This window comes from Shinella sp. H4-D48 (assembly GCF_022637395.1).
In the GTDB taxonomy this organism is placed as follows: Bacteria; Pseudomonadota; Alphaproteobacteria; order Rhizobiales; family Rhizobiaceae; genus Shinella; species Shinella sedimenti.
This window is the reverse complement of sequence record NZ_CP093337.1, coordinates 1,566,337-1,588,973: the sequence shown is the minus strand read 5'-3', so window position 1 is coordinate 1,588,973 and position 22,637 is coordinate 1,566,337. Positions and strand designations below refer to the sequence as shown.

At 64.0% G+C, this 22,637-nt stretch carries 17 protein-coding genes; 8 read left to right on the top strand and 9 right to left on the bottom strand.

Going from position 1 to position 22,637, the window contains the following annotated elements; translation table 11 throughout:
- Window positions 1–496: 496 nt before the first annotated feature.
- A complete protein-coding gene (gene cckA / locus MNR02_RS07665) occupies window positions 497–3,109 on the bottom strand; it encodes a cell cycle histidine kinase CckA (protein WP_241948693.1) in 2,613 nt (870 codons plus the stop codon).
- A 295-nt stretch (window positions 3,110–3,404) separates the two neighbouring features.
- Here cckA and MNR02_RS07660 point away from each other — a divergent pair, with 295 nt between their 5' ends.
- The gene (locus MNR02_RS07660; protein ID WP_241948692.1) at window positions 3,405–4,421 is read left to right on the top strand and encodes a flagellar biosynthetic protein FliO; all 1,017 of its coding nucleotides are present in this window, start codon (window positions 3,405–3,407) and stop codon (window positions 4,419–4,421) included.
- 147 nt (window positions 4,422–4,568) lie between these two features.
- Here the strand turns inward: MNR02_RS07660 and dksA are convergent, their stop codons facing one another.
- Complete coding sequence (gene dksA / locus MNR02_RS07655; protein WP_241948691.1) at window positions 4,569–4,988, bottom strand: RNA polymerase-binding protein DksA; 420 nt, start codon at window positions 4,986–4,988, stop codon at window positions 4,569–4,571.
- A gap of 425 nt (window positions 4,989–5,413) precedes the next feature.
- Between dksA and MNR02_RS07650 the strand changes: the two genes are divergently transcribed.
- From MNR02_RS07650 to MNR02_RS07635, 4 genes are all read left to right on the top strand, one after another.
- Window positions 5,414–5,938: a histidine phosphatase family protein gene (locus MNR02_RS07650; RefSeq protein ID WP_241948690.1), complete on the top strand. Its 525-nt coding sequence runs from the start codon at window positions 5,414–5,416 to the stop codon at window positions 5,936–5,938.
- A 78-nt stretch (window positions 5,939–6,016) separates the two neighbouring features.
- Window positions 6,017–7,486 carry a YcjX family protein gene (locus MNR02_RS07645; protein ID WP_241948689.1) on the top strand — a complete coding sequence of 490 codons (1,470 nt, stop codon included), beginning with the start codon at window positions 6,017–6,019 and terminating at the stop codon, window positions 7,484–7,486.
- Window positions 7,483–8,547, top strand: coding sequence for a YcjF family protein (locus tag MNR02_RS07640; protein WP_241948688.1), 1,065 nt, complete (start codon window positions 7,483–7,485; stop codon window positions 8,545–8,547). The genes MNR02_RS07645 and MNR02_RS07640 overlap by 4 nt, the downstream gene beginning before the upstream one ends.
- Before the next feature lie 145 nt (window positions 8,548–8,692).
- A complete protein-coding gene (locus MNR02_RS07635) occupies window positions 8,693–9,241 on the top strand; it encodes a hypothetical protein (protein ID WP_241598983.1) in 549 nt (182 codons plus the stop codon).
- Here MNR02_RS07635 and folK read toward each other — a convergent pair.
- From folK to folP, 3 genes are read right to left on the bottom strand one after another with little or no spacing between them, the layout of a single operon-like run.
- Window positions 9,234–9,752 (bottom strand): 2-amino-4-hydroxy-6-hydroxymethyldihydropteridine diphosphokinase, encoded by a 519-nt coding sequence (gene folK / locus MNR02_RS07630; protein ID WP_241948687.1) that lies wholly within the window; start codon window positions 9,750–9,752, stop codon window positions 9,234–9,236. The genes MNR02_RS07635 and folK overlap by 8 nt on opposite strands.
- Window positions 9,742–10,110: a dihydroneopterin aldolase gene (folB, locus tag MNR02_RS07625; RefSeq protein ID WP_134649952.1), complete on the bottom strand. Its 369-nt coding sequence runs from the start codon at window positions 10,108–10,110 to the stop codon at window positions 9,742–9,744. The genes folK and folB overlap by 11 nt, the downstream gene beginning before the upstream one ends.
- Window positions 10,107–11,009: a dihydropteroate synthase gene (gene folP, locus MNR02_RS07620; RefSeq protein ID WP_241948686.1), complete on the bottom strand. Its 903-nt coding sequence runs from the start codon at window positions 11,007–11,009 to the stop codon at window positions 10,107–10,109. Before folP ends, folB begins: the two co-directional genes overlap by 4 nt.
- A gap of 147 nt (window positions 11,010–11,156) precedes the next feature.
- Here folP and MNR02_RS07615 point away from each other — a divergent pair, with 147 nt between their 5' ends.
- On the top strand, window positions 11,157–11,765 hold the full coding sequence (locus MNR02_RS07615) for a DUF922 domain-containing Zn-dependent protease (RefSeq protein ID WP_241598977.1): 609 nt from the start codon (window positions 11,157–11,159) through the stop codon (window positions 11,763–11,765).
- Between the two features lie 428 nt (window positions 11,766–12,193).
- Here MNR02_RS07615 and MNR02_RS07610 read toward each other — a convergent pair whose 3' ends face one another.
- Window positions 12,194–12,514, bottom strand: coding sequence for a 2Fe-2S iron-sulfur cluster-binding protein (locus MNR02_RS07610; protein ID WP_134649955.1), 321 nt, complete (start codon window positions 12,512–12,514; stop codon window positions 12,194–12,196).
- Between the two features lie 173 nt (window positions 12,515–12,687).
- Complete coding sequence (locus tag MNR02_RS07605; RefSeq protein WP_241598975.1) at window positions 12,688–13,056, bottom strand: Hpt domain-containing protein; 369 nt, start codon at window positions 13,054–13,056, stop codon at window positions 12,688–12,690.
- Window positions 13,057–13,586: 530 nt separating this feature from the next.
- Between MNR02_RS07605 and MNR02_RS07600 the strand changes: the two genes are divergently transcribed.
- Both MNR02_RS07600 and MNR02_RS07595 read left to right on the top strand, forming a co-directional pair.
- Window positions 13,587–19,292 (top strand): kinesin, encoded by a 5,706-nt coding sequence (locus tag MNR02_RS07600; protein ID WP_241948685.1) that lies wholly within the window; start codon window positions 13,587–13,589, stop codon window positions 19,290–19,292.
- A 179-nt stretch (window positions 19,293–19,471) separates the two neighbouring features.
- A complete protein-coding gene (locus tag MNR02_RS07595) occupies window positions 19,472–20,446 on the top strand; it encodes a Tim44 domain-containing protein (protein ID WP_241948684.1) in 975 nt (324 codons plus the stop codon).
- Between the two features lie 61 nt (window positions 20,447–20,507).
- Here the strand turns inward: MNR02_RS07595 and MNR02_RS07590 are convergent, their stop codons facing one another.
- Window positions 20,508–21,125: an ABC-type transport auxiliary lipoprotein family protein gene (locus MNR02_RS07590; protein ID WP_241948683.1), complete on the bottom strand. Its 618-nt coding sequence runs from the start codon at window positions 21,123–21,125 to the stop codon at window positions 20,508–20,510.
- A 133-nt stretch (window positions 21,126–21,258) separates the two neighbouring features.
- Window positions 21,259–22,629, bottom strand: coding sequence for an MlaD family protein (locus tag MNR02_RS07585; RefSeq protein ID WP_241598966.1), 1,371 nt, complete (start codon window positions 22,627–22,629; stop codon window positions 21,259–21,261).
- Between the last annotated feature and the right edge of the window lie 8 nt (window positions 22,630–22,637).

Sequence of the window (22,637 nt, the reverse complement as noted above, 5' to 3'; positions counted from 1 at the left end):
GGTTTGATCCGGCCGCTCATTTTTTGGAAAAATCACGAACTTTCTACAAACCGGCGCGAGTAAATCACAAAGCAGTATAAGTAAAACATAATAAATAAGCCATTGTTTTATCGAGAATTAAAGCGCCAACTACACAACCCCTAACGATATCAATACCGCGGAGCAACACCCCAAGATTGCATCAGGTTGGTAGACAATTGCACGAATCAATGCAACCTTGAGTTATCAAGAGGAGTGGAGATCATGCTCTTAAGCTGTATCGATCCGAATGGTGACAGATGGGTGTTCTGGCGTGACGATGAGGGATGGCATTGGAGCCGACGCGCGTTCAATGGATATGAAGTTGGCCGGTCCTCACGCGCCTATGCTAATCGATACAGCTGCATCGTGAATGCCAAGCGCAACGGGATGCTTGGTCGTCCTTCGTTAAAGCTTACAAAAGCCGACGAAGAGGCAAAGCGGATGTGGCGCAATCCGGCATTGAAGCCCGTTTGACCTACCCTTCGTCCAGCATTTCCCGCACGGCTTCAGCAAGCTGCTTCAGCGAAAACGGCTTTGGCAGGAAGCCGAACTTGGCATCGGCGGGAAGATTGCGGGCAAAGGCGTCCTCGGCATAACCCGAGACGAAGATGAACTTGAGATCCGGATAGGACTTGCGCAGTTCGCGCAGCAGCGACGGACCGTCCATTTCGGGCATCACGACGTCGGACACGACGATATCGACGGCACCGTTCAATTCTTCCATGATGTCGAGCGCCTCGACGCCCGATCCGGCCTCGTGCACCGTATAGCCGCGGGTTTCCAGCATGCGCTTTCCGCCGCGGCGGACCGCCTCCTCATCCTCCACGAGAAGCACGACGGCCGAACCGCCGGTGAGGTCGCGCGGTTCCTTTTCGGCAATCTGCGCGACAGTGGCGACCGGCTGTGCACCGGCCTGTGCCGCAGCCGTCGCGATGTCGACGGGAACGGCCTCTTCCACATGGCGCGGCAGCAGGATGCGGAAGGTCGTGCCCTTGCCGACTTCCGAATCCAGATAGATATAGCCGCCTGTCTGCTTGACGATACCGTAGACCATCGAGAGGCCGAGACCCGTGCCCTTGCCGACGTCCTTGGTCGTGAAGAAGGGTTCGAAGATCTTGTCGATGATTTCGGGCGGTATGCCGGTGCCCTGGTCTGAGACCTCGACCTCGACGTAGTCGCCCGGCGGCAAGTCACGCAGGTTGCGGGCGGCGGCCTCTTCGGCTTCGACGTTCCTCGTGCGGAACGTGATGGTGCCGCCATCCGGCATGGCATCGCGCGCGTTGACGGCGAGGTTGATCAGCACCTGCTCGAACTGGCCGAGATCCGTCTTCACCGTCCACAGATCGCGGCCGTAATCGACATTGATCTTCACATTGGTGCCGGTCATCCGGTCGACCAGCATGCGCAGGTCGCCGATCACGTCGGTCAGGTTGAGCACCGTCGGGCGCATCGTCTGTTTGCGCGAGAAGGCAAGCAGCTGGCGCACCAGCACCGCGGCGCGGTTGGCATTGCGCTTGATCTCCATGAGATCGGCAAAGCTGGCGTCCGAGGGGCGCGCGGACAGCAGAAGATGGTCGGACGACAGCAGGATGGCCGTCAGCACGTTGTTGAAGTCGTGTGCAATGCCGCCAGCCAGCGTTCCCACGGCATTCATCTTCTGGGTCTGCGCCATCTGGGTCTCGAGCGCCTTTTGCTCGGTGATCTCCACGGCATAGACGATGGCGGCCTCTTCCGGCGCCTCGTCGCTCTGATCGATGACGGCGTTCACATAGAAACGGAAGTGCCGCCCGTCGTCGGCGGGATGGAGCGAGTCGATCGGCGGAATATCGCCCTGCCGGTCCTTGGCCGCGTCGAATGCCGACTGCAGGCGCAGCCGGTCCGTCTCGTGCACGATGGTCTCGAGCTTCGCGCCGCGGTCGATGTCGTCGCGCGAGACGACGCCGGAAAACAGCTTCAGGAACGGCGCATTGGTGCGCAGGATACGACCGTTGCCGTCGACAGATGCAATCGCCATCGGCGTGTTGTTGAAGAAGCGCGTGAAGCGCATGGACGCGATCGATGCGGACTGGTCGGCCTCACCGCCCTCCTCGCGCGCCAGCACGATGGTGCGGCTGTCGCCGGGTGCGCCGTCGCGCATGGAGGACACGCGGTGCACAATACGCACCGGCAGGCTCTGGCCGTTCGTCTTGCGCAGGTCGAGGTCGAGCGTCTCGGTGCGCTTCAGGCCCGGTTCCGCCTGCACGGATTGGATGAGCGCCAGCCCCTCGCCTGCCACCACATCGGCAATCGACAGCGAACCCGGGTGGAACTTCGTCAGATCTATGCCCAGCCATTCCGCAAGCGTCGCATTGAGATAGACGATCTCGCCCTTGCGGCCGGCGGAAAAGAAACCGGCCGGCGCATGGTCGAGATAGTCGATGGCGTTCTGCAACTCCTTGAAGAACCGTTCCTGGTCGTCGCGCTCCGAGGTGATGTCCGAAATCTGCCAGATATAAAGCGAGCGACCGGCTTTCTTGCCGTTGGGCAGCACCCTCGCCTTGAGCCTGTACCAGTGCGCACCGGAACCGCCGGAGGCGGAAGCGTCGAGAGATTTCTGAACGCGGAATTCCTCAGCCCCCTCCTTGCCCTCGTGCAGGCCGTTGGTAAGGCGGTAGACGGCTTCGGTGGCGTCGCGGTTGCGCGACAGCAACGTCTCGAGCGACTGCACTTCCGCATCGCCCCGCGCACCGGTCAGCGCACCATAGGCGGCATTGGCATAGACGATGCGCCCCTTGCGATCCGTAATGACGGTGCCGTCAGGGTGGCTGTCGAGAAAGGCATGTGCCAGATCGTCGGCCCCGGCCACCTGCGGCATGACCTCGATGAAGCCGATCAGCGCCGACACGACGAAGAAGATGCCCGCCATGGCGAGCACGCCCAGCACGCCGAGCACCAATTCGTTGTCCAGTTGGTTCTTGAAAACGATGAAAGCACCCGCGGAGGCCGCCAGCACGACGGCCAGCAGCACGACGCGAAGCGCCATCGCCGGCCGCAAGCCGCGGTCCACGATCGGCAGATTGTCGTCGCCCGGCCGTTTCATCGTCGTCATCAATCCCTCATATGCAACGCGCCGGCCATTCACGTGGCGCGGCAACGATGCGAGAATCATGTTTAGCTGCCCGAGGGAAGCGCAAAAAGCCGCCGAGGGGAAGCAAGGCCGCGAATTCACAGGGAATATTCCCGGTAAAACCCTCGTATTTTCCAGGCACTGCCATAGTTACGACGCAAGCGCGACGGCAATGGATGCTGGACAACCGTCGCCAAGCGCTTGTAGGACCTCGCAAAAGGCCGTCAGATGCCGCGATATGCGGCAGGGCCGATCGGACAGAAGGAGTGAACGCGCCATGTTGCCTGAGATCCTAGCAGACAACGGTCAGAAGTTCGTCATCGCCGTCGTCGTCGTGCTGCTTGGCCTTCTCTGCCTCGCGCTGGTTCTGTGGATCATCCGGGGCCGGCCCTCCTCCCCCTTCATCCGCGGCGGCCGCAACCGCACACCCCGCCTTGCGGTGCTGGATGCCGCCGCGATCGATACGCGGCGCCGCCTCGTTCTGGTGCGGCGCGACGACGTGGAACACCTCGTCATGATCGGCGGACCGACGGACATCGTCATCGAGTCGCGGATCGCGACGACTGTGGCCGAAAGCGCGCAGCCGGCGGAGAAACCCGCCGAGACGATCGAGCGGGGCGAGCCTACGCGGCGCGAACCCGCCGTCGCCGCCGTGGAGACACCCGTCGTTACCCGGCCGGTCGCAAACGTCACGACCTCAACTGTAACCGAACGGCGTCCGACCGCAGCGCAGGACGGCGTCTCGGCCATGGGAAAGGTGCTCTATGCCGGTGACGAAGACACCCGGCCCATTCCCGCACGTGCGGTCTCGCAGCCCGTTGCCGCCGTACAGCAGACGCAGCCGAGCCAGCAGCAACGCACACCAGAGCGGCGCGTCGAGGATCTGCTTGAGCAGAACCGCCAGCGCGTACTGACACCGCAGCCCGCATCGACTGCAACGGCCTCGTCAACCGGTACCGTTGGCCCTGTCAATGTTCCAGCCCAAAGCAATCAGGTAACCCAGCAGCGCCCGGCGACGGCCGCGACGGCAACGCCCGTAAGGCCGGAAGGGAGTGCGGCAGACAATCCGGCTCTCGTCAGCGAATTCGAAAAGCTGCTTGAAGCGGAGATGGCAAACAATCCCGCGCCGGCCGCCACTGCCGGACAGGTCCGCACGACCGCCCAGCCCACGCTAAACCCGACACAGACCGCCGCGATGGCAGGCCAGGCGCAGCCGGCCGGCAAGAGCCGCGAGGAGACCGAAGCCGAGATGGCCCGCCTCCTCGGTGAAATCGCCGCCAACCGCAAAGGCTGACCCGGCCATGAAAAAACCCCTGGAAGCAGAAGCTCCAGGGGTTTGAAGTGTTTCGCTCTCTTCGACCTGTCGGAAAGAACGATTATGATGCCCGAGCGCGATCATGGCCGGATTTCCGGCGCCTGTTCCCACCTATCAGGCAGACGCTTATTCGTCGCGATACACTTTTTCCCGGCGCTCGTGACGCTCTTGCGCCTCAATCGAAAGCGTTGCGATCGGACGGGCGTCGAGACGCTTGAGGCCGATCGGCTCGCCCGTTTCTTCGCAGTAACCGTAGGTACCCTCGTCGAGACGTTGCAGCGCCGCATCGATCTTGGAGATCAGCTTGCGCTGGCGGTCACGAGCCCGAAGCTCGATGGCGCGGTCGGTTTCAGAGGATGCCCGGTCTGCAAGATCCGGGTGGTTGGCGCTTTCTTCTGCCAGATGTTCTAGAGTTTCGCGCGCTTCGCGCAGAATGTCGTTTTTCCAGGCGTTAAGCTTAGCTCGAAAGTAAGCCCGCTGGTTGGTACTCATGAATTCATCGTCCTCGTTGAGGACGAAATTGCTAAGATCGATCTTCTCACTCAACGCGATTCTCCTGAAGAACATCTCAAGGCGCGCTGTATATCCCCACAATTACGCCGTTTCAAGCCTTCTGAGACTTACCCACGGTTTTCGAGCGTGCCTATGTTTTGGACCCTGCCAGAGTAATATTTCATCAAAATTACAACAGGATGGCAAAACAGTCGTTCGTTGCCTGCGCTCAAGACGGCATTCACAAGGTCAACGAAAGGAAGACCTGCGACCCCGTCTTGGGCGCGTGCCGAGAATATAGGCACGACTTTCCGTCCCCCAAGGGTGTGTCACGACGATTTTTATTCGGCGGGTCGTGCCGCCGTTGCCCGCAATAGTGAACGCGCACGCCTGCAAAAGCGGTTGATCTTTCCCGCCTGGAAAGACATGAAGTCGAAAAGCGGTCCTGATGGTCGGCCGCGGGCGGATGGAGCATCGATTTGACATCTCTCGGCACGCCGGCATTCCGGCTCTATATCCTTCGCCACGCTCGCGCCGCCTGGGCCCAGCCGGGCCAGTCCGATTTCGAGCGCGCACTTGATGACGAAGGCTTTGCGGAGGCGGAAATCATCGCCGAAGAGGCGGCCGACCAAGGATACAGGCCATCCCTTATCATCTCGTCCACGGCCCTGCGCTGCCGCCAGACGGCAGCGCCGTTCCGCCGGACGGTCAACGAGAACCTGCCGATCGAGTATGTCGATTCGCTCTATTCGGGCGGCATCGAGACCTATGCGGAGCTCGCCTTCGCAGCGCGTGCGGAAACATCGGTGATGATCGTGGGTCATAATCCGATGATCGAGGAGTTCTTCCACAGTCTCGTCGGCAGGGAGATCGCCGAGACGGCGGCGCCCTTCGGCTATCCGACCGCAGGCCTGGCCATCCTGGATTTCGACAACCGTCCGACGCACAAGGACCCTGGCAGCGCCTGCCTCGCCGGCTTCATGGCGCCGCGCCCCGTGCGCTGATAGAAGCACGGCATCCCGGTGCCTCTTTTTCAGCATCGTCGGGTTTCCTATATCGCCTTCGATGATGGAAGGAAAACCGTGCCCCCCAGCCTGACGACCCTGACCGATGAAGCCATGCTCGCGCTCGATGCGTTGACGGGCCGCGCCACCAATCTCGTCAACCCGTCGATCCGGCTCGGTGTGACGGGCCTGTCGCGTGCTGGAAAGACGGTCTTCATCTCATCGCTCGTGCACAATCTGCTGAACGGCGGGCGCCTGCCGCTGTTCGAGGCCGGGCGCTCGGGCCGGGTGTCGCAAATCCGCCTGGAGCCGCAGCCGGACGACGCCGTGCCCCGTTTCCAGTACGAGGACCACATCCGCGCACTGGTGGCCGACCGCGTCTGGCCGGATTCCACCCGCGCCATTTCTCAGCTCCGCCTCACGCTCGAATATGAAAGCGCCTCCGGCTGGGGCCGGCTATTCTCGCCCGGCAACCTGTCCATCGACATCGTCGATTATCCCGGCGAATGGCTGCTCGATCTTCCCCTGCTGGCGCAGGATTACCGGACCTTCAGCGAAAAGACCGTTGCACTCGCAAGCTCCGGTATCCGCGCCGAGCTTGCCCGCGACTGGCTGGCTTTATCCGCAACGGTCGATCCGGTCGCGACCGCATCGGAGGCGACGGCGCGAACGCTTTCGGAAGCTTTCACCGCCTATCTGCGCGCCTGCAAATCCGACGAGCGCTCGCTCTCCACCCTGCCGCCCGGCCGCTTCCTGATGCCGGGCGATCTGGAAGGCTCGCCTGCGCTTACGTTCGCGCCGCTGCCCAATCTCGCCAAGGGCAGCCCGGCACGCGGTTCGCTGCAAGCCATGATGGAGCGGCGCTACGAAGCCTATAAGTCCCATGTGGTGCGCCCGTTCTTTCGCGAGCACTTCGCCCGCCTTGACCGGCAGATCGTGCTGATCGATGCGCTCCAGGCGATCAATCGCGGCGCGGAGGCCGTGCACGACCTCGAACGCGCGCTGGGCGACGTGCTGGAGTGCTTCCGCGCCGGGTCCAACAGCTTTCTGTCCTCCTTCGTCACGCGGCGCATCGACCGCATCGTGATCGCTGCCACCAAGGCCGATCACCTGCACCATGAAAGCCATCCCCGGCTGGAGGCCGTCACCCGCCGTCTCGTCGAGCGCGCCATCGAGCGCATCGGCATGAGTGGCGCGGGCATCGAGGTGATGGCGCTCGCCTCCGTGCGCGCTACGCGCGAGGCCACCGTCAAGCATGGCGGCGAGGACCTGCCTGTCATCGTCGGCGTACCGATGGCAGGCGAAACGATCAACGGCGAAACCTTCGACGGCGAACGCAAAACCGCGATATTTCCCGGGGACTTGCCAAAGAATCCGGATTCACTTTTCGAAGCACTTGAATCGGCTCCTGAAGGCGAACATCTCCTCAATTTCGTGCGCTTTCGCCCGCCCCATATCGAGGAAACCGGCGGCGGGCTGAAACTGTCTGTGCCGCACATACGGCTCGACCGCGCGCTGCAATATCTGATCGGAGACAGGCTCGCATGAACGACCGACCACGCAAGCCCGCCGCCTTCTCCCTGCCGGCCGATGCCGCCGCCACCCGGCCGGAGAGCGAACGCGCCCGTCCGCCCGCCGCCTTCGATGCGCCCGTCAGGCTAACGCCGGACGCGGAGGACCCCTTTATCGCAACGACGGCGGACCTGCACGACCTTACGCCGCCCGTCGCCGCACCGCGTCCGCGCCGCATCACGCTCGGCCGCATCGTCTTCGGTGCGCTCGGCGTGCTGATATCGCTCGCCGTGGGCCTGTGGGTCGATGCGCTGATCCGCGACCTGTTCAGCCGCAACGACTGGCTGGGCTATCTTGCCCTCACGGCCGCCATCGTGGCGGTCCTCGCACTTCTCGGTGTCGTGCTGCGCGAGCTGATCGGCCTCCGCCGCCTCGCCGCCGTGCAGGATCTCAAGCACGATATCGAAGAGGCGGCCGCGTCGCCCACGCCGGCCGGCGGCCGCGCCATGGTTGCGCGCCTCGTCCAACTCCTCGCCGCACGCCCGCAGACGGCGCGCGGCCGTGCACGGCTCGCCGAAACCGATGGCGAGATCATCGATGCCGCGCACCTGATCGAACTTGCCGAGCGTGAACTAATGAGCCCGCTCGATCGCGAGGCCCGTGCCCTGATCCTCGGCGCTGCCAAGCGCGTCTCCATCGTCACTGCCGTCAGCCCGCGCGCGCTGGTAGACCTCGGCTATGTCGTCTACGAGAGCAGCCGGCTGGTGCGCAGCATGGCCGAACTCTACGGCGGACGCCCGGGCAAGATCGGCATGTTGCGGCTGATGCGCGATGTGATCGCCCATCTCGCCGTGACCGGATCCATTGCCATGGGCGACAGCCTCGTGCAGCAGGTTCTGGGCCACGGGCTCGCCTCCAAACTCTCCGCGAGGCTCGGCGAAGGCGTCATCAACGGCCTGATGACCGCCCGTATCGGCATCGCGGCCATGGACCTTTGCCGCCCCATGCCCTTCCGCGCACTGAAGCGTCCCGGCATCGGCGATTTCATTGGCGACCTGACGCCCGGCACGGCAGGCAACCGCCGCGACCAGGCGTGACCTTGCTGCAACACCCCGGTTTTCCGGGCCGTCATGCGCCATCAAAAGACGCGAGCGAGCCCGCCGGAAACCGTCCGTTAACCATTTTCGCGCAAATCTGAACGCTCAAAGCAGGCCAATGGCCATCGCCCATCAAGGATCGTTCATGTACTCGCGCACCTCTTTGATCGCCCGCGCCTCCGCAGCGGCCATTCTCGCAGCCAGCGCCATTGCGCTTCCCGCATCCGCCTCGCAGCGCGACAGAGCCTTTTTCGAACAGGTCGCCGGCAACTGGCAGGGCGCGGGTGAAATCGTTGCCGGAAAATACAAGGGCACCAAGTTCAACTGCGACCTGATGGGCAGCCCCGTCGCCGCCAAGGGCGCCGGCATCCAGCTCGACGGCTTCTGCCGGGTCGGCGTCTTCAAGCAGCCCATGTCCGCGCTGATCAGCAAGGCGGGCAGCACCTACAAGGGCAAATTCCTTGACGGAGCCGCCGGCAAGGGCATGGACATCGTCTCCGGTCAGGTCAACGGCAACAAGGTCGTGGTCGGCATCAACCGCCAGAAGCTGAACGGCGCCATGATCGCGCGCCTCGATGGCGACAAGAAGATGAATATCACCATTTCGGTGAAGGTCGAAGACAAGATGATCCCGGTCATCGGCCTGTCGCTCGACCGCAATCTCGACGACATCGCCGTCGGCTCGATCAAGTAGTCCGCCACCAGTCCGGGCCGGCGCTTGCCGGCTCTATGCCCGTGACATCCGCCGCCTCCAGCCATGCCGCGACCGGACGCCCCGCGACGTCCAGCGACGGCGCGACATCGGCAAGCGGCATGAGCACGAAACCGCGTTCCGTCATGCGCGGATGCGGCAACTCCAACCGCCCGCCGGCCTGTTCAACACCCTCATAGGTCAGAACATCGATATCGATGGTACGCGGCCCCCAGCGCTCGATGCGTTCGCGCTTCATGTCGCGCTCGATTCCCAGGCAGATGTCGAGCAGAGCCTCAGGCGCCAGCGTCGTTTCGATCAGCGCGCAAGCGTTGAAGAACCAGTCCTGGTCCGTCTTGCCCCAGGGCGGCGTGCGATAGAGCCGCGACACCGCAACCACACGACAATCCGCACGCGCATCGAGCGCGCGCAGCGCCTCGGCCATCGCACGAGCGGGATCGCCGATATTGCCGCCGAGGCCCAGCGTGGCCCGGCGGAACGCCTCAGACGACATGATCGACCGTGACCTGAACATAGTCCAGCACGCCCGGCACGGGGGCATTCGGCTTGCGCACTGTGATGCGGGCGCGCGAAATCTGCGGGAAACGCGCACAGAGAACCGTCGCGATCTCCTGCGCCAGCGCCTCGATCAGATAGCGGCGCTGGCCGGTCACGATCTTTTCGATTTCCTGGAAGGCCACGCCGTAATCGACCGTCGAATCGATGGCGTCGTCCGATAGCGGGCGAAGCGGCAGCACGTCGAGTTCCGCATCGACGAAAAAGCGCTGCCCGAGAAACTCTTCCGCATCATGCAGGCCGTGACGGGCGAAGAAGGCGCAGTTCTTGAGCGTGATCGTGTAGCTGGTGGTCATGGTGTATCCTGTCTCGCCGGCGTTTTGCCGTGCGCCTCGCGCGCAGCGACCGTGCGCCGCGCCGAGAGCATAGCATCGGCAACGGCCAGCGCGTCCCTGTTGATTGCGACATCGTGTACCCTGAAGACCGCCGCGCCGGCCATGCGTAGCAACGCAGTCGTGGCAGCCGTGCCCACATCGCGGTCTTCTGCTGCCTCGCGCCCCGTTAGCGCGCCGAGGAAACGCTTGCGCGACGTGCCGGCCAGGATGGGCAGCTCGAAACCATAGAGCTCGCCGAAACGCGCCATCAGCTCCAGGTTCTCGTCCGTGTCCTTGGCGAAGCCGAAGCCGGGATCGAGCACCATGGCCTCGCGCGGCACCCCGGCCGCACGGGCGATCTCAAGTGAACGCCCAAGGAAGAGATACTGGTCTTCCACCACGTCGGGTCGCTTCTCACGGTCGCGCCCGGTGTGCATGATGCAGAGCCCTGCCCCGCTTTGCGCCGCGACCTCGGCGATGTTAGGTTCGCGCTGCAGCCCATGCACATCGTTGACGATATGGGCGCCTGCGGCGACCGCAAGCCGCGCCGTCTGCGCGCGATAGGTGTCCACTGAGATGATGGCATCCGTGGTGCCGGCAAGTGCCTCGATGACCGGCAGGATCCGGTCCTGCTCCTCGGCCGCAGAAACAGATGCAGCGCCCGGCCGGGTTGATTCGCCACCGATATCGATGATCTCGGCGCCCTCTTCCAGACACAGGATCGCGCGCGCGACGGCCGCGTCCGCGCTGTCGAAGCGCCCACCGTCGGAAAAGGAGTCCGGCGTCACATTGACGATCGCCATGAGAATCCCGCGCGGGCCGAGGTCCAGATGCCGGCCATGGGCGAGCGCCCAGCGGAAGGGATCGAACGGCGAGAACATGGCGGTTTCCTTCGGCGGTTAACCAGCGATCCCGAATGGGTGTTGCGCTTGCCGAGCCTATGCCCCAAGCTTAGACGAAGTTCAACCGGCGCATTGCCGGCACACCGTCGGGCCCATCCCGCCGGCGCGAAAGGAATACGGATTCGAATGAAGACCATCGCCCGCCTGATGGCCCTTGCCGCCCTCGCCTCTCTCCCTTTCCAGCCAGCCGGTGCACAGACGATCACCACCAAGACCTTCTCCTACTTTCCCGTCGGCGGGCGCACGGCCGCCGAACTCGACGCGGAACTGTCGAAACGCGGACCGATGATGAAGCGTAGCGGCTCGCGGCATCCGGGCGCAACGAAGATCAAGTGGGGCGGCTCCGTGACTTATGTCCGCCGCAACGACCGCTGCGCGGTCGGCGAGGCCAAGGTCGTGCTCTCCACGCAGATCATCCTGCCGCGCTGGAAGAACCGCAATCGCGCGACCCCGTCGCTCGCCCTGATCTGGGATACGCTGTCGAGCGACATCAAGCGCCACGAGGAGCGGCATGCGGAGATCGCCCGCACCCATGCCCGCGAACTGGAACGCACGCTTCGGCGCCTGCCGTCAGAGCGCGACTGCGAGCGCATGCAGGCACGGGTGGACCGCGTCACCGCCGATGCCGTGGCACGCCACGATGCCGACCAGGCCCGTTTCGACCGCATCGAATCGAAGAACTTCAACGACCGCATGATGCGCCTGCTGACGCACCGCCTGAACAACGGGAAGTGAGTACAGTCGGCCTGGCCGCTCAGTATTGCCAGCACAGTCGCGGTCAAAACCCGCGATACGATGCAAGCTTTGTCGTTTTATGCGTAAAATGACTGGTGAATTCTTGCGATAGCGCAAATGCGCAAATCACCTTATGTTCATTTCAACAGTGACCGGGAGGATATGTTTCTCCCTGTGCAGCATGAAGCAGTTTGTAACAGGTTCTCCTGGCGCATCCACATCATAGCAGCAGGTTGTTTCCTCCCTTTCCTGGCTGCGATGCGCCCTCCTCGCCTCGCTTGTCCCATAGACCGGCGAGGCTTTTTTTGCCTTATCCCCCGACCTGATAACCGCGCAGGGCCAAGCCAGCGCTTTCTGCGCCCATGGCTACGGGTCCGGCCGCGCCTCAGCGCGCCGGCGAACCGAAATCCGTTTTCAGGAAGGTGATTTCAGGCCTGGCGCTCGGGGACGTGCACCACGAGACCATCAAGAGCATCAGACATCTTGATCTGACAGGAAAGCCGCGAGGTCGGCCGAACGTCATAGGCGAAGTCGAGCATGTCCTCTTCCATCGCTTCCGGCGGGCCGACAAGTGCCGTCCAGGTCTCGTCGACATAGACATGACAGGTTGCGCAGGCGCAGGCGCCGCCGCATTCGGCCTCGATGCCGGGCACGGAGTTGCGCACGGCATTTTCCATGACCGTGGAGCCGTTGGCGACATCCAGTTCGTGACGGGTGCCGTCGAAGGCGACGATGGTAAGTTTGCTCATGATGGCTTCCGAATTCTGTGAGCGGCCCCAGGGCCTCTGTCCGGCGCAGCGGGCAGCCGCCCGCCTGCCGGCGTTGCGGCCGAGGTTTCCAACAAAACCCCTCTACAGTCAACATCAGGCCCCGCCGCACGACCATCCGGGCGCATCGGGCTGCCGTTATGACACAGTGCCGCTCAGCGGCAGAGCTTCAGGATGAAGTTTTCGGCCTCGACGACGGCGGCGGTGATGGCGGCAAGTGCCACCGCATCGGACGGGTTTTCTTCCAGCGCCGCGGCAGCACGTGCGACGGCCGTCGCGCCGGCCGACTGCGCCGAGCCCTTGAGGCGATGTGCGATGGCCGCGCGCGCCTCACCTTCGAACTTGGCGAGTTCCTGCATGCTCTGGCGGGCATGCCGCGCGAACATCTGCAGCACTTCCAGCTCCAGCGCCTTGTCGCCCATGGTCTGGCGGCCAAGGTGTACCAAATCGATCGGCCGTCCATTCGAGGCACAGATGCCGCTGGCATTGTCGGGAGTATCGAAGGCGATGTTGAGCGCTGCCATTTGCCAATATCCTTGTTCGCGCCGCGCGCGCTTGTTTCGTTATGGAGCATGCCACGTTCACGGGCCTGCCCGTCCGTTCGCTCCGCCTAACGCGCGGAAAACGGATGCCATTGTGCGTGGCGGACGCCCCTATCGGATTAAAAGACGGCGCAAAATGGGCATGAATCGCAAACTATGGTTAATGCCTGAAAAAAGGCTTTTTTCTCAAGCTTTCCATTGCGATACAGAATCGGCTGAAATTAACTTCCTGTTAAGTTTCAGCCTAAGGGAGATGGCAATCAATTGTGTGATACAGGCTAATGTGTCACTACGATACGGCCGGATAGTCCCGGTGGATAAGCCGTTGGCGGATATACAAGCTTCCGTCATTTCGGTCTATCGAACGAATTGGGAATGAACGGCGGCCCGGACGCTGCGCAACCATGAGGGTTCGCGGCAAGACCGACCGCCAACCGGACGACTTCGAATACGCCCGAGCAGCGGCGGCGCGTATAGGGGTCGACCCGGACATGGTAACGAGGCGTACCCGCATGGCGACGAACAAGACCATTGAGTCGATCGACGACAAGGCATTTCAGGCTCTTGAAGAGGCCTTAAAAATCGATTTCGACGATCTGACTGCGGAGACGCCTTCGAAGACGGATTCGTCGGAGGCCCGTGTGTCTGAACCAGCAAGCCGAATTCAGGGAAAGACGCAGGCCCAGCAGGCGTCCGCCGAGGCTCCGCGCAACCTGAACCCCGAGCCCGGCCCGAAGACCCCGGTCTTTGCGCCCGCCAATGACGGTTCGCGCAAGACACCTGCTGCTATTCTGAAGTCGCTCGACATGCGCTCGTCGCGCGGCCCGATCCGCATGGCTGCGCTTGCCTCCGCGCTTTGGATCATCGGCGGCGTCGGCGTTGCCAATCTTCTTTATGCACCGCAGATCTGGCAGATCCGCTCCATCGCCGATCTGGTCGCCCTGCCCGGCGCCATCGGCATGCTGGTCGCGATCATCATGCCGATCATGCTGTTCTTCGCCTTCGCCATCATGATCGCGCGCGCTCACGAACTGCGCAGCGCGGCACGCTCCATGGCGGAAGTCGCCCTGCGCCTCTCCGAGCCGGAAACCGTCGCCGCCGACCGCATCATGTCCGTCGGCCAGGCCGTGCGTCGTGAAGTATCGGCGATGAACGAAGGCATCGAGCGCACCATCGCGCGCGCCACGGAACTCGAAACGCTGGTGCATTCCGAGGTCAACGCGCTCGAGCGCAGCTATTCCGACAATGAAATGCGCGTGCGCACGCTCGTGCAGGAACTCGGCACCGAACGCGAGGCGATCGTCAGCCATGCCGAACGCATCCGCTCGTCGATTTCGGGCGCGCACGACCAGCTGAAGGACGAACTCGCCAGCGCCGGCGAGAGCATCACCGCGCGGCTTGCCACCTCGGGCGAAGCCTTCGCCTCCATGCTCGACACGCGCGCCGCCATGCTGATGGAAAAGTCCGACAGTGCGACGCAAACCATCGGCGCCATGCTTGCCGCCCGCACCGACAACCTCCTGTCCACGCTAAGCTCCTCCGGCGTTGCTCTCGCCAACGAATTCGATACGCGCCTCGATCAGCTGACGCAGAGCCTCGACAGCCGCGGCCGCGATCTTCTCCAGCAGTTCGAAACGCGCGCGACCTCGCTCGATGCGAATACCGAAAAGCTCAATGCCGCACTCAACGAGCGCGCCAAGCAGCTCAATGAAACGCTGATCGCCCGTACCCGCGAGATCAGCGAGAGCCTTTCCATTGGCCAGCATGCCGTGACGAGCGGCCTTGATCACGTTCTCCAGTCGATGAATGCGGCTCTGGACGAAAAGGGCGCGCAGTTCCGCCAGAGCCTCAAGAACGCCGCAGACGATACGGTCATGGACCTCGACCTGCGTTCGGGCTTCTTCGACGAGCGCATGCAGGCAACCGTCGGCCAGATCGCCGGTGCCTTCGACCAGCGCGTGGAGGAATTCGCCCAGGCCTTCGACCAGCGTGCCGGCTCGCTCGATTCCAAGCTGATGGAGAGCCTTGCCCGCATCAACGAGACCGTCGCAAGCGGCCGCGAGGCGATCGACGGCATTCTCACCTCCAGCATCGACCGCCTGGGCAACACGCTGACGGACCAGTCCTTTGCGCTGGCGACCACCATCGCCACCAGCCAGGAAGTCTTCGAAAGCGCCGTTTCCGGCCATGCCGACGCCATCAGCAACGCCGTCGGCGGCGCGCATGAGCGCATGGGTGCTGTCCTGTCGGAAAAGTCGTCAGCCCTGCTCGGTGGCCTGGCCGATGTGCAGAACCGCATCGAAAGCGGCTTCGGCGCGCGCGCCGACGCGCTGGCCGAAAGCATCTCGGGCAGCGAACGCCGCCTGACGGAAGCGCTCGACAATCGCGGCACGGCGATTGCGACCGATATCCAGGCTGCACAGGCCCGCATGGAAGAAGCGCTCGGTGCCCGCGCCGACGAGATCACCTCCACCATCGCGGCGAGCCACAACCGCCTGGACAGCGCGCTCACGGAGCGCACGGCCGCCCTTTCTGCCATGCTGCACGAGACCGGCAGCCAGCTTGAGAATTCCGTGGGTTCGGCAGCCAACCGCGTCGAAACCGCCCTCACCGGCGCTGCCCGCCAGATCGACGAGGTCATTACCGGCCGCACCGCCAACCTCGCCTCCGTACTCTCCAACAGCGCCGGCTCCATGCAGACGGCCATCGACAACGCCGCCGACCGCGTCGAGTACGTACTATCGGAAGGCAGTCAGCAGCTTGGCGGCGTGCTCCACGGCCAGGCCACCGAATTCGCAGACGCCTTCTCGGGCCGCGCCGCGGAAATCGCCGAAGCCCTCTCGGGCCGCGCCTCGGAGCTTGCCGGCTCGCTCGTCTCGACGCATGAACAGATCCGCGCGACGCTCGACGACCGCATTCATGCGATCAATGTTGCCATCACCGAAGGCCGCGATCAGCTCACGGAGACGTTGAACGATCAGACCACCGCTATCGGCACGGCCATCGCGACCAGTGCCGGCATGCTGGAAATCTCGCTGGAGCAGCAGCAGGAATCGCTCCGCCGCACCATCGACACCAGCGCCGATCTCCTGAACGACCGCGTTCGCGAGAGCACCGACGCGGTTGCAGAACGCCTCGGCGAGACGACGTCCAAGATCGCGCAGGCCGCGGATGCCTTCGGTGCCCGTATGGAGCAGACCGTCGACAGCGTCGCCAACCGCTTCGACACCACCGGCAGCCGCCTGGAAGAAAACCTCGGCAAGCTGGAAGCCCGCATAGAGCACAGCGTCGACAACGTCTCCGGCATCGTCGATACGGCAGCATCGCGCATCTCCGACACGCTCGGCGAGCGCCTTGCCGACCTGGAGCGCGTGGGCAGCGATGTGTCGCTGCGCGTTTCCGACGCCCTCTCCCGCCCCATCGCCGAAGTCGACCGCATTGGCGACGAGACCACGGCGCGCATCGCCGCGACCCTCGCGGGCCATGTCGGCGATATCGAGCGCGTTGCCGGCGATGCTGCCCAGCGCATCGACAGCACGCTGTCGGAGCGCGCCGGCCAGATCGCGCAGGTCACAGACGAAGCCACCGGGCGCATCGACAGCACCCTCACCCAGCGCGCCAACCAGATTGCACAGGTCGCAGACGAAGCAACCGGACGCATCGACAGCACGCTTACCCAGCGCGCCAACCAGATTGCACAGGTGGTGGACGAAGCCGCCGGCCGTATCGACAGCACGCTGACTGAGCGCGCCAACCAGATCGCCCAGATCGCCGGTGAGGCCTCCGAACGCATCGCCACCACCATCGATGACAAGACCGGCCGGATCGAGGAACGCCTCGGCACCATGGACCGCGCGCTCACCATCGGTCTGGACAATGTAAACCGCACCATCGACGGCAAGGCCGCCGGTCTTGCCCAGACGCTGCGCGAAGCCGTCTCGCAGGCTGCGCAGGACATGGATGCCGAAGCCGTGCGCTCGGCCCAGTCGCTGGCAAAGACCGGCGAGGAATTCGTCAACATCAGCAGTTCGCTGCGCGGCGCGGTATCCCGTGCGGCCACGGATATGGGCACTGAAGCCCAGCGTGTTGCCGAAAACATCGCGCGCACCGGCGCTGAATTTGCCGAAAACCTTACCAGCCGCAACGAGGCTTTCGCTCGCACAATCGAGGAGACGGAAAGCCGACTGGCCGGTCAGGCGCAGGCCCTGCAGCAGGGCCTCGGCGATGTCCAGAAGGCGCTGGATACGCGCGGCGCCTCCATTCGCTCCACGCTTGATGAGCGCACCCGCGAGCTCAACTCCATGCTGGCGAGCCGCACGGAAGAGCTGTCGCGTCTCATCAACGAGGAAGCCCGCCCGGTCATCGACGATTATGCCGCCGTCGGCCGCGAGGCTGCCGAACGCATCACCGGCGTCGCCCGCGAAAGTGCCGACCGCCTGCGCAACGAGAACGCCGCGCTGATCAACGCGATCTCCGCCCGCACCGCCGACACGCTGGCCGCCATCACGGCCCGCACCGACGAAGCGGCCGGCGCGATGCGCGCGATCGAAGACGGCCTCCAGGCCAATGTCGACGGCCTGATCGCCCGCCTTTCGGAAAGCAACGGCGCCATCGCCGGCATGGTAGATGCCGCCAGCCAGACGCTGGGCGCCATAGACGGTCGCCTCAGCAGCACGGCGGAGCATTTCAGCTCGTCGGCCGAGCGCGCCTCCGAAATGGTCGCCACCACGTCGCGCCTGCTGGAAGGCAAGGTCGACCGCCTGTCGGACATCGCGGCCGGCACCCTCTCCCAGATCGGCGGCATCGTCGGTCGTTTCGAGGACCACTCGAAGATCCTGTCGCAGGCATCCGATCTCCTGGCCGCCGCCCAGTCCAACCTCGTCTCGACGCTCGAGGAACGTCAGGATGCGCTTCGTGCGCTCTCCGTCGGCCTCGTGCAGCGGTCCGAGGAAATCGAGGGTACCATGCGCTCGCTCGAGGGCATGGTGGAAGGCGCCTTCAGCCGCGCCGAGGAACGCTCCAGCCAGATCGCCGGCAACCTGCGCGGCGGCATCCAGGGCTCGTTCGCCGAAGTCGGTCGCATCCTGAGCGAGACCGAGAAGCGCGCCGAGACTGCGGCCGCCACGCTGCGCGACTCGCTCGTCAAGGCCGGCGAGGAAGCAGGCCAGTCCGTCGAGGGCGCCTTCGTACGCGCCGAAGAGCGCACCAAGGAAGTCGCAAACCGCCTGCGCGGCAGCGTCAGCGCCTCGCTTTCGGATGTCGATCGCCTGCTGAACGAATCCGGCAAGAAATCCGAGGCCGCGACGGCCGTCATGCGCGATGCAATGCGCGAGGCGGTCGAGGAAGCCATCGGCAAGTTCTCCGGCGCCACCGAGGAAATCCGCCGCGCCGCCGGCGAAATCCGGCGCGAACTCGACCAGACCCGTGGCGAGCTCAAGCGCGGCGCGTTCGACCTGCCGGAAGAAGCAAAGGAAAACGCCGCCCAGATGCGACGCGCCGTCAGCGAGCAGATCAAGGCGCTGCAGGACCTGTCCGACATTATCGGAAAGTCCTCGGCCGCGCTGGAAGTCTCGCGCCCGGCCGTTCAGGCAACGCCTGCCCAGCAGCCCGTTCAGCAGCAGGCCCGCGTCGAGCCACGCCGTGAGGAACAGCCGCAGCTTCGCGGCAGCCTCGGACTGGAGCGCGCAGCAGCAGCCACCGTTCCGCAGCGCGCGCAGCCCCTGCCCGCCGAAACCGATGCCAGAGCGGCAGGCGGCGAAGGCGGCTGGATGCGTGATCTTCTGCGCGGCGCCGTCTCGCGTGAGGAAGGCCAGTTCACCCAGCCCCGCAGCGAAGGCCAGGCGGCCCGTCCCGCCGACAGCCGCAACCCGCGCCATGTCGTCGAATCGCTGAACTCGCTGTCGGTCGACATTGCCCGCGCGATCGATCACGACGCCTCGGTCGACCTGTGGCGCCGCTACCAGCGCGGCGAGCGCGACGTCTTCACCCGTCGCCTCTACACGTTGAAGGGCCAGCAGACCTTCGACGAGATCAAGCGCAAATACGAGCGCGAGCCGGAGTTCCGCACCGCCGTCGACCGCTACATCTCCGATTTCGAGAAGCTGCTCGCCGACGTGGCCCGCAACGACCGCGACAAGACGATGACGCAGACCTACCTCACCTCGGACACCGGCAAGGTCTACACCATGCTGGCCCATGCCGCAGGCCGCTTCAGCTGAGCAAAGCGGATGTTATGAGACTTGACGGCCGTCCTTCGGGGCGGCCGTTTTGCGTTGATGGGCGATAACGCATTTGTGAGCCGCCCGTGTCGTTTCCACGCGCCTTTCTCTTATATTCGCAGCCGCCAGCCTCTATATCCCACGCCATGGGCCTTATGTCGTAAGGGAGAGAGACGAATATGATTGCAATACAGGGGTTTGGACGCCTTCTCGCGACGCTGGCCGTGGCGCTCGTCGTGATGATGACGGTTGTGGACGTCGCCGAAGCGCGTCGCGCCGGCGGTGGTTTTGGCAGCCGTGGCACCCGCACCTTCTCCACGCCCTCCACGACGCGCACCGCGCCGAACGAAGCCCAGCCGATCGACCGCACGATGACGCGCCAGCCGTCCACCCAGCAGGCCGCAGGTCGCAACAGCACGGCAACGAACCCGCGTCCGGGCCTGTTCGGTGGCTTCGCGGGCTCCATGCTCGGCGGCCTGATGCTCGGCGGCCTCGTCGGCATGCTGCTCGGTCACGGGCTCGGCGGCGGCATCGGCTTCCTCGGCCTGCTCCTCCAGGTGCTGCTGATCGCCGGCGCTTTCCTGTTCATCCGCCGTATGTTCGCGCAGAAGAACGCGCCTGCCTATGCGGGTGCTGGTTCGTCGCGCAGCGCGTATCAGGGCAGCAACGGCTCGGATTTCGAGATCCCGCGCATCGGCGGCGGCCAGCGCCAGGCGGCGGCGCAGCCGAAGTCCGGCGACGAGATCGGCATCCGCCAGGAAGACCTCGAACAGTTCGAGAGCATGCTGAAGGAATTGCAGGCGGCCTATGCGGCGGAAGATTTCCGCACGTTGCGCCAGATCACGACGCCGGAGGCGATGTCCTACCTCGCCGAGGAGATTGGCGACAACGCCACGCAAAGCCTGCGCAACGAGGTGCGTGACATCCACCTCGTGCAGGGCGATGTAGCAGAGGCTTGGCGCGAAGGCACCGACGACTATGCCACGGTCGCCATGCGCTATGAGAGCATCGACGTCATGCGCGACCGCACTTCAGGCAAACTGGTATCCGGCGATCCGGACAATCTCACGGAAACCGTCGAAATATGGACGTTCCTGCGCAGGAACGGCGGCGACTGGAAGGTCTCTGCCATCCAGGGCGTCGAAGCCGCCTGATGTGAAAAGGCCGCGCGCGACCCCAAGGGCAGCGCGCGGCCGAAACCAGCGGAAAGATCGATCAGATCGTTTTCAGCGTCCAGCCGATAATATCGGCAGTGACCGTGGCAAAGGCTGCATCGAGCGCCTTCACGAACGCAGTGTTGCCCGCTCCGCGAACCGGCGCCGTGGCACGGAACACCCTCTGCGCGCGCACCGAACCGTTACGATCATTGAGCAGCTTGGCGGAAATCTCGACGATCGCGGTGCCGGCGCCGGAGGTCTGAACCTCGAAGGCGCGAATCTCGGTCACGATCTGATAGTCGATGGCCAGCCCCTGGCCGGGCGTGCCGACACCGCCGAGACGGCCGGTGTTCTCGAACGCCTGTACGAGCTTTGCCTGCACCATCTTGGTGAGGCTGTCGCTCCACTGCGATTGCGAGAGGTACTGGATCTCCGACGGCGACGGACGGATGACGATCTGCTCGCTGTCGATCGCCTTCAGAGCGGTCGGCTGCGGCACGAGAATCTGCCGGTTCTTCGCGGACGGTCCCTCGACCGGCGCCGCCGATGTGAGGCTGAACGTATCGTTCTTGGCCGCTCCACCGCCGCAGGCGGCCAAGGATGCAGCCAGAACAGCCGAGAGTGCGATCCGCGCCGCAGGCCCTCTCCGCCACATCTCGATACCCGATACCGTCATATTATCCTCGAAACCCTTGATATCGATATGTAGCAGCGGCCTTGCAGGCTGTCACGGTGGTGCGGGCCAAGTCCTTGCACGCAAACGAGAGCTGAGCGGCCGTTGTGGAGATACGGCCACACTTCATGGGATATCAACGGCGTGTGCGGCCGTCATACTGTTTGACGGTGTCTCCGCCGAACAGCAGACGCTGCGGATTCCGCTCGAAACCGGAGATCGCGCTGTCGAGGTTCTGGATGGTGCGGCGCGTGTCGAGCACCAGCGCCTCGACATCGCGAAGACCGGAGCCGGAGAAGCGCTGAAGCCCGTCGGCAATGGGACCGATCCGGCCGTTGAGCGTATCCGCCGCCTGCTTGATCGACTGCAATGTCGCCTTGGCCTCGGCAAACAGCGATTCGGAATCGCCCTCGCCCAAGAAGCCGTCGAGCTTGGCAAGAACGCCATCCACGCGCGTGGACGCCGCGTTGAGCTTGCTGCTCATCTGCTGCACGTCGGTGATGATCTGGTCGATGTCTTCCTGACGGGCGCCGATCTTGTCGGCGACCCCTGTTACGGACGAGATCGCCTTGCGCGCATCCTGGGTCGCGACCGAGATGTTGTCGATGGCACCACTGACCTTCTGCGTATCGACGGACGCAATCAGGCTGTCCACCTTGTCCAGCGTGGCCGTCGCATTCCTGCCGAAGGTATCGAAGGTCTCGGCAGTCTTGCGGAAGCCCTCGACGGTTGCCTTCACGTTGCTGGATGCATCCGCGATGTCCCTGCTCACCTTGTCAACATTTCCGACGAAATCCTCGACCTTCTTCGGATCGACTGCCTTGATCAGCGAATCGACCGAGGCAAGCGTGGAATCCAGCCGGCCGGACAGGTTCTGGAACGTATCGGAAAGGCCGCCGACGCTCTTCAGGAACTCGTCGATATTCTCGCCATTGGCGGCAAGCGAATCGGAGAAGCGCTCGGCGTTCTGGATGGTCTTGGTGAGCGGGCCGCGCGCATCGGCAACAAAGCCCTGAACGTCGGTAATGGCTGCATCGGCGCGCTTGAGGATCTTGTCGGCCGTCGACAGGATGTTGGTCACGCTCGACTGCTCCGCCTCGAGAACGGCGGCCGTCTCGTTGTCGAAGGCGTCCCGCAGGATGTTCGGATCGCCAGCCGAACCACCGGAAAGCTCGATATAGGCAGCGCCCGTGAGACCCTGGACCTCAAGCACGGCGGAGGTGGATTTTTTCACAGGCGCGCTGGTCGCGACCTCCGTCATGGCGACGGAGAAGCGCGGATCGTCCTTGTCGATGGCAAGGCTTCGTACAGAGCCGACGGGTATGCCGTTGAAGCGCACGGGCGAGCCGATGGACAGGCCGTTGGCCGAACCCGGAATGCGGATCGCCAGCTGCGCCATCTCGCCACCACGACCGTATTGCGACATCCAGTAGACGAACACGAAGGCGGCCGCCATGACCAGCACGGTGAAGAAACCGACGAGGGCGTAATTGGCTTTCGTTTCCATTCTTCAGT

What these genes read in the sequence shown, in the direction of transcription:
- cckA (WP_241948693.1), bottom strand. Translation starts at nt 3,109, where the DNA reads ATGACGACGATGAAACGGCCGGGCGACGACAATCTGCCGATCGTGGAC.
- MNR02_RS07660 (WP_241948692.1), top strand. Translation starts at nt 3,405, where the DNA reads ATGTTGCCTGAGATCCTAGCAGACAACGGTCAGAAGTTCGTCATCGCC.
- MNR02_RS07640 (WP_241948688.1), top strand. Translation starts at nt 7,483, where the DNA reads ATGAACGACCGACCACGCAAGCCCGCCGCCTTCTCCCTGCCGGCCGAT.
- MNR02_RS07635 (WP_241598983.1), top strand. Translation starts at nt 8,693, where the DNA reads ATGTACTCGCGCACCTCTTTGATCGCCCGCGCCTCCGCAGCGGCCATT.
- folK (WP_241948687.1), bottom strand. Translation starts at nt 9,752, where the DNA reads ATGTCGTCTGAGGCGTTCCGCCGGGCCACGCTGGGCCTCGGCGGCAAT.
- folB (WP_134649952.1), bottom strand. Translation starts at nt 10,110, where the DNA reads ATGACCACCAGCTACACGATCACGCTCAAGAACTGCGCCTTCTTCGCC.
- folP (WP_241948686.1), bottom strand. Translation starts at nt 11,009, where the DNA reads ATGTTCTCGCCGTTCGATCCCTTCCGCTGGGCGCTCGCCCATGGCCGG.
- MNR02_RS07615 (WP_241598977.1), top strand. Translation starts at nt 11,157, where the DNA reads ATGAAGACCATCGCCCGCCTGATGGCCCTTGCCGCCCTCGCCTCTCTC.
- MNR02_RS07610 (WP_134649955.1), bottom strand. Translation starts at nt 12,514, where the DNA reads ATGAGCAAACTTACCATCGTCGCCTTCGACGGCACCCGTCACGAACTG.
- MNR02_RS07605 (WP_241598975.1), bottom strand. Translation starts at nt 13,056, where the DNA reads ATGGCAGCGCTCAACATCGCCTTCGATACTCCCGACAATGCCAGCGGC.
- MNR02_RS07600 (WP_241948685.1), top strand. Translation starts at nt 13,587, where the DNA reads ATGGCGACGAACAAGACCATTGAGTCGATCGACGACAAGGCATTTCAG.
- MNR02_RS07595 (WP_241948684.1), top strand. Translation starts at nt 19,472, where the DNA reads ATGATTGCAATACAGGGGTTTGGACGCCTTCTCGCGACGCTGGCCGTG.
- MNR02_RS07590 (WP_241948683.1), bottom strand. Translation starts at nt 21,125, where the DNA reads ATGACGGTATCGGGTATCGAGATGTGGCGGAGAGGGCCTGCGGCGCGG.
- MNR02_RS07585 (WP_241598966.1), bottom strand. Translation starts at nt 22,629, where the DNA reads ATGGAAACGAAAGCCAATTACGCCCTCGTCGGTTTCTTCACCGTGCTG.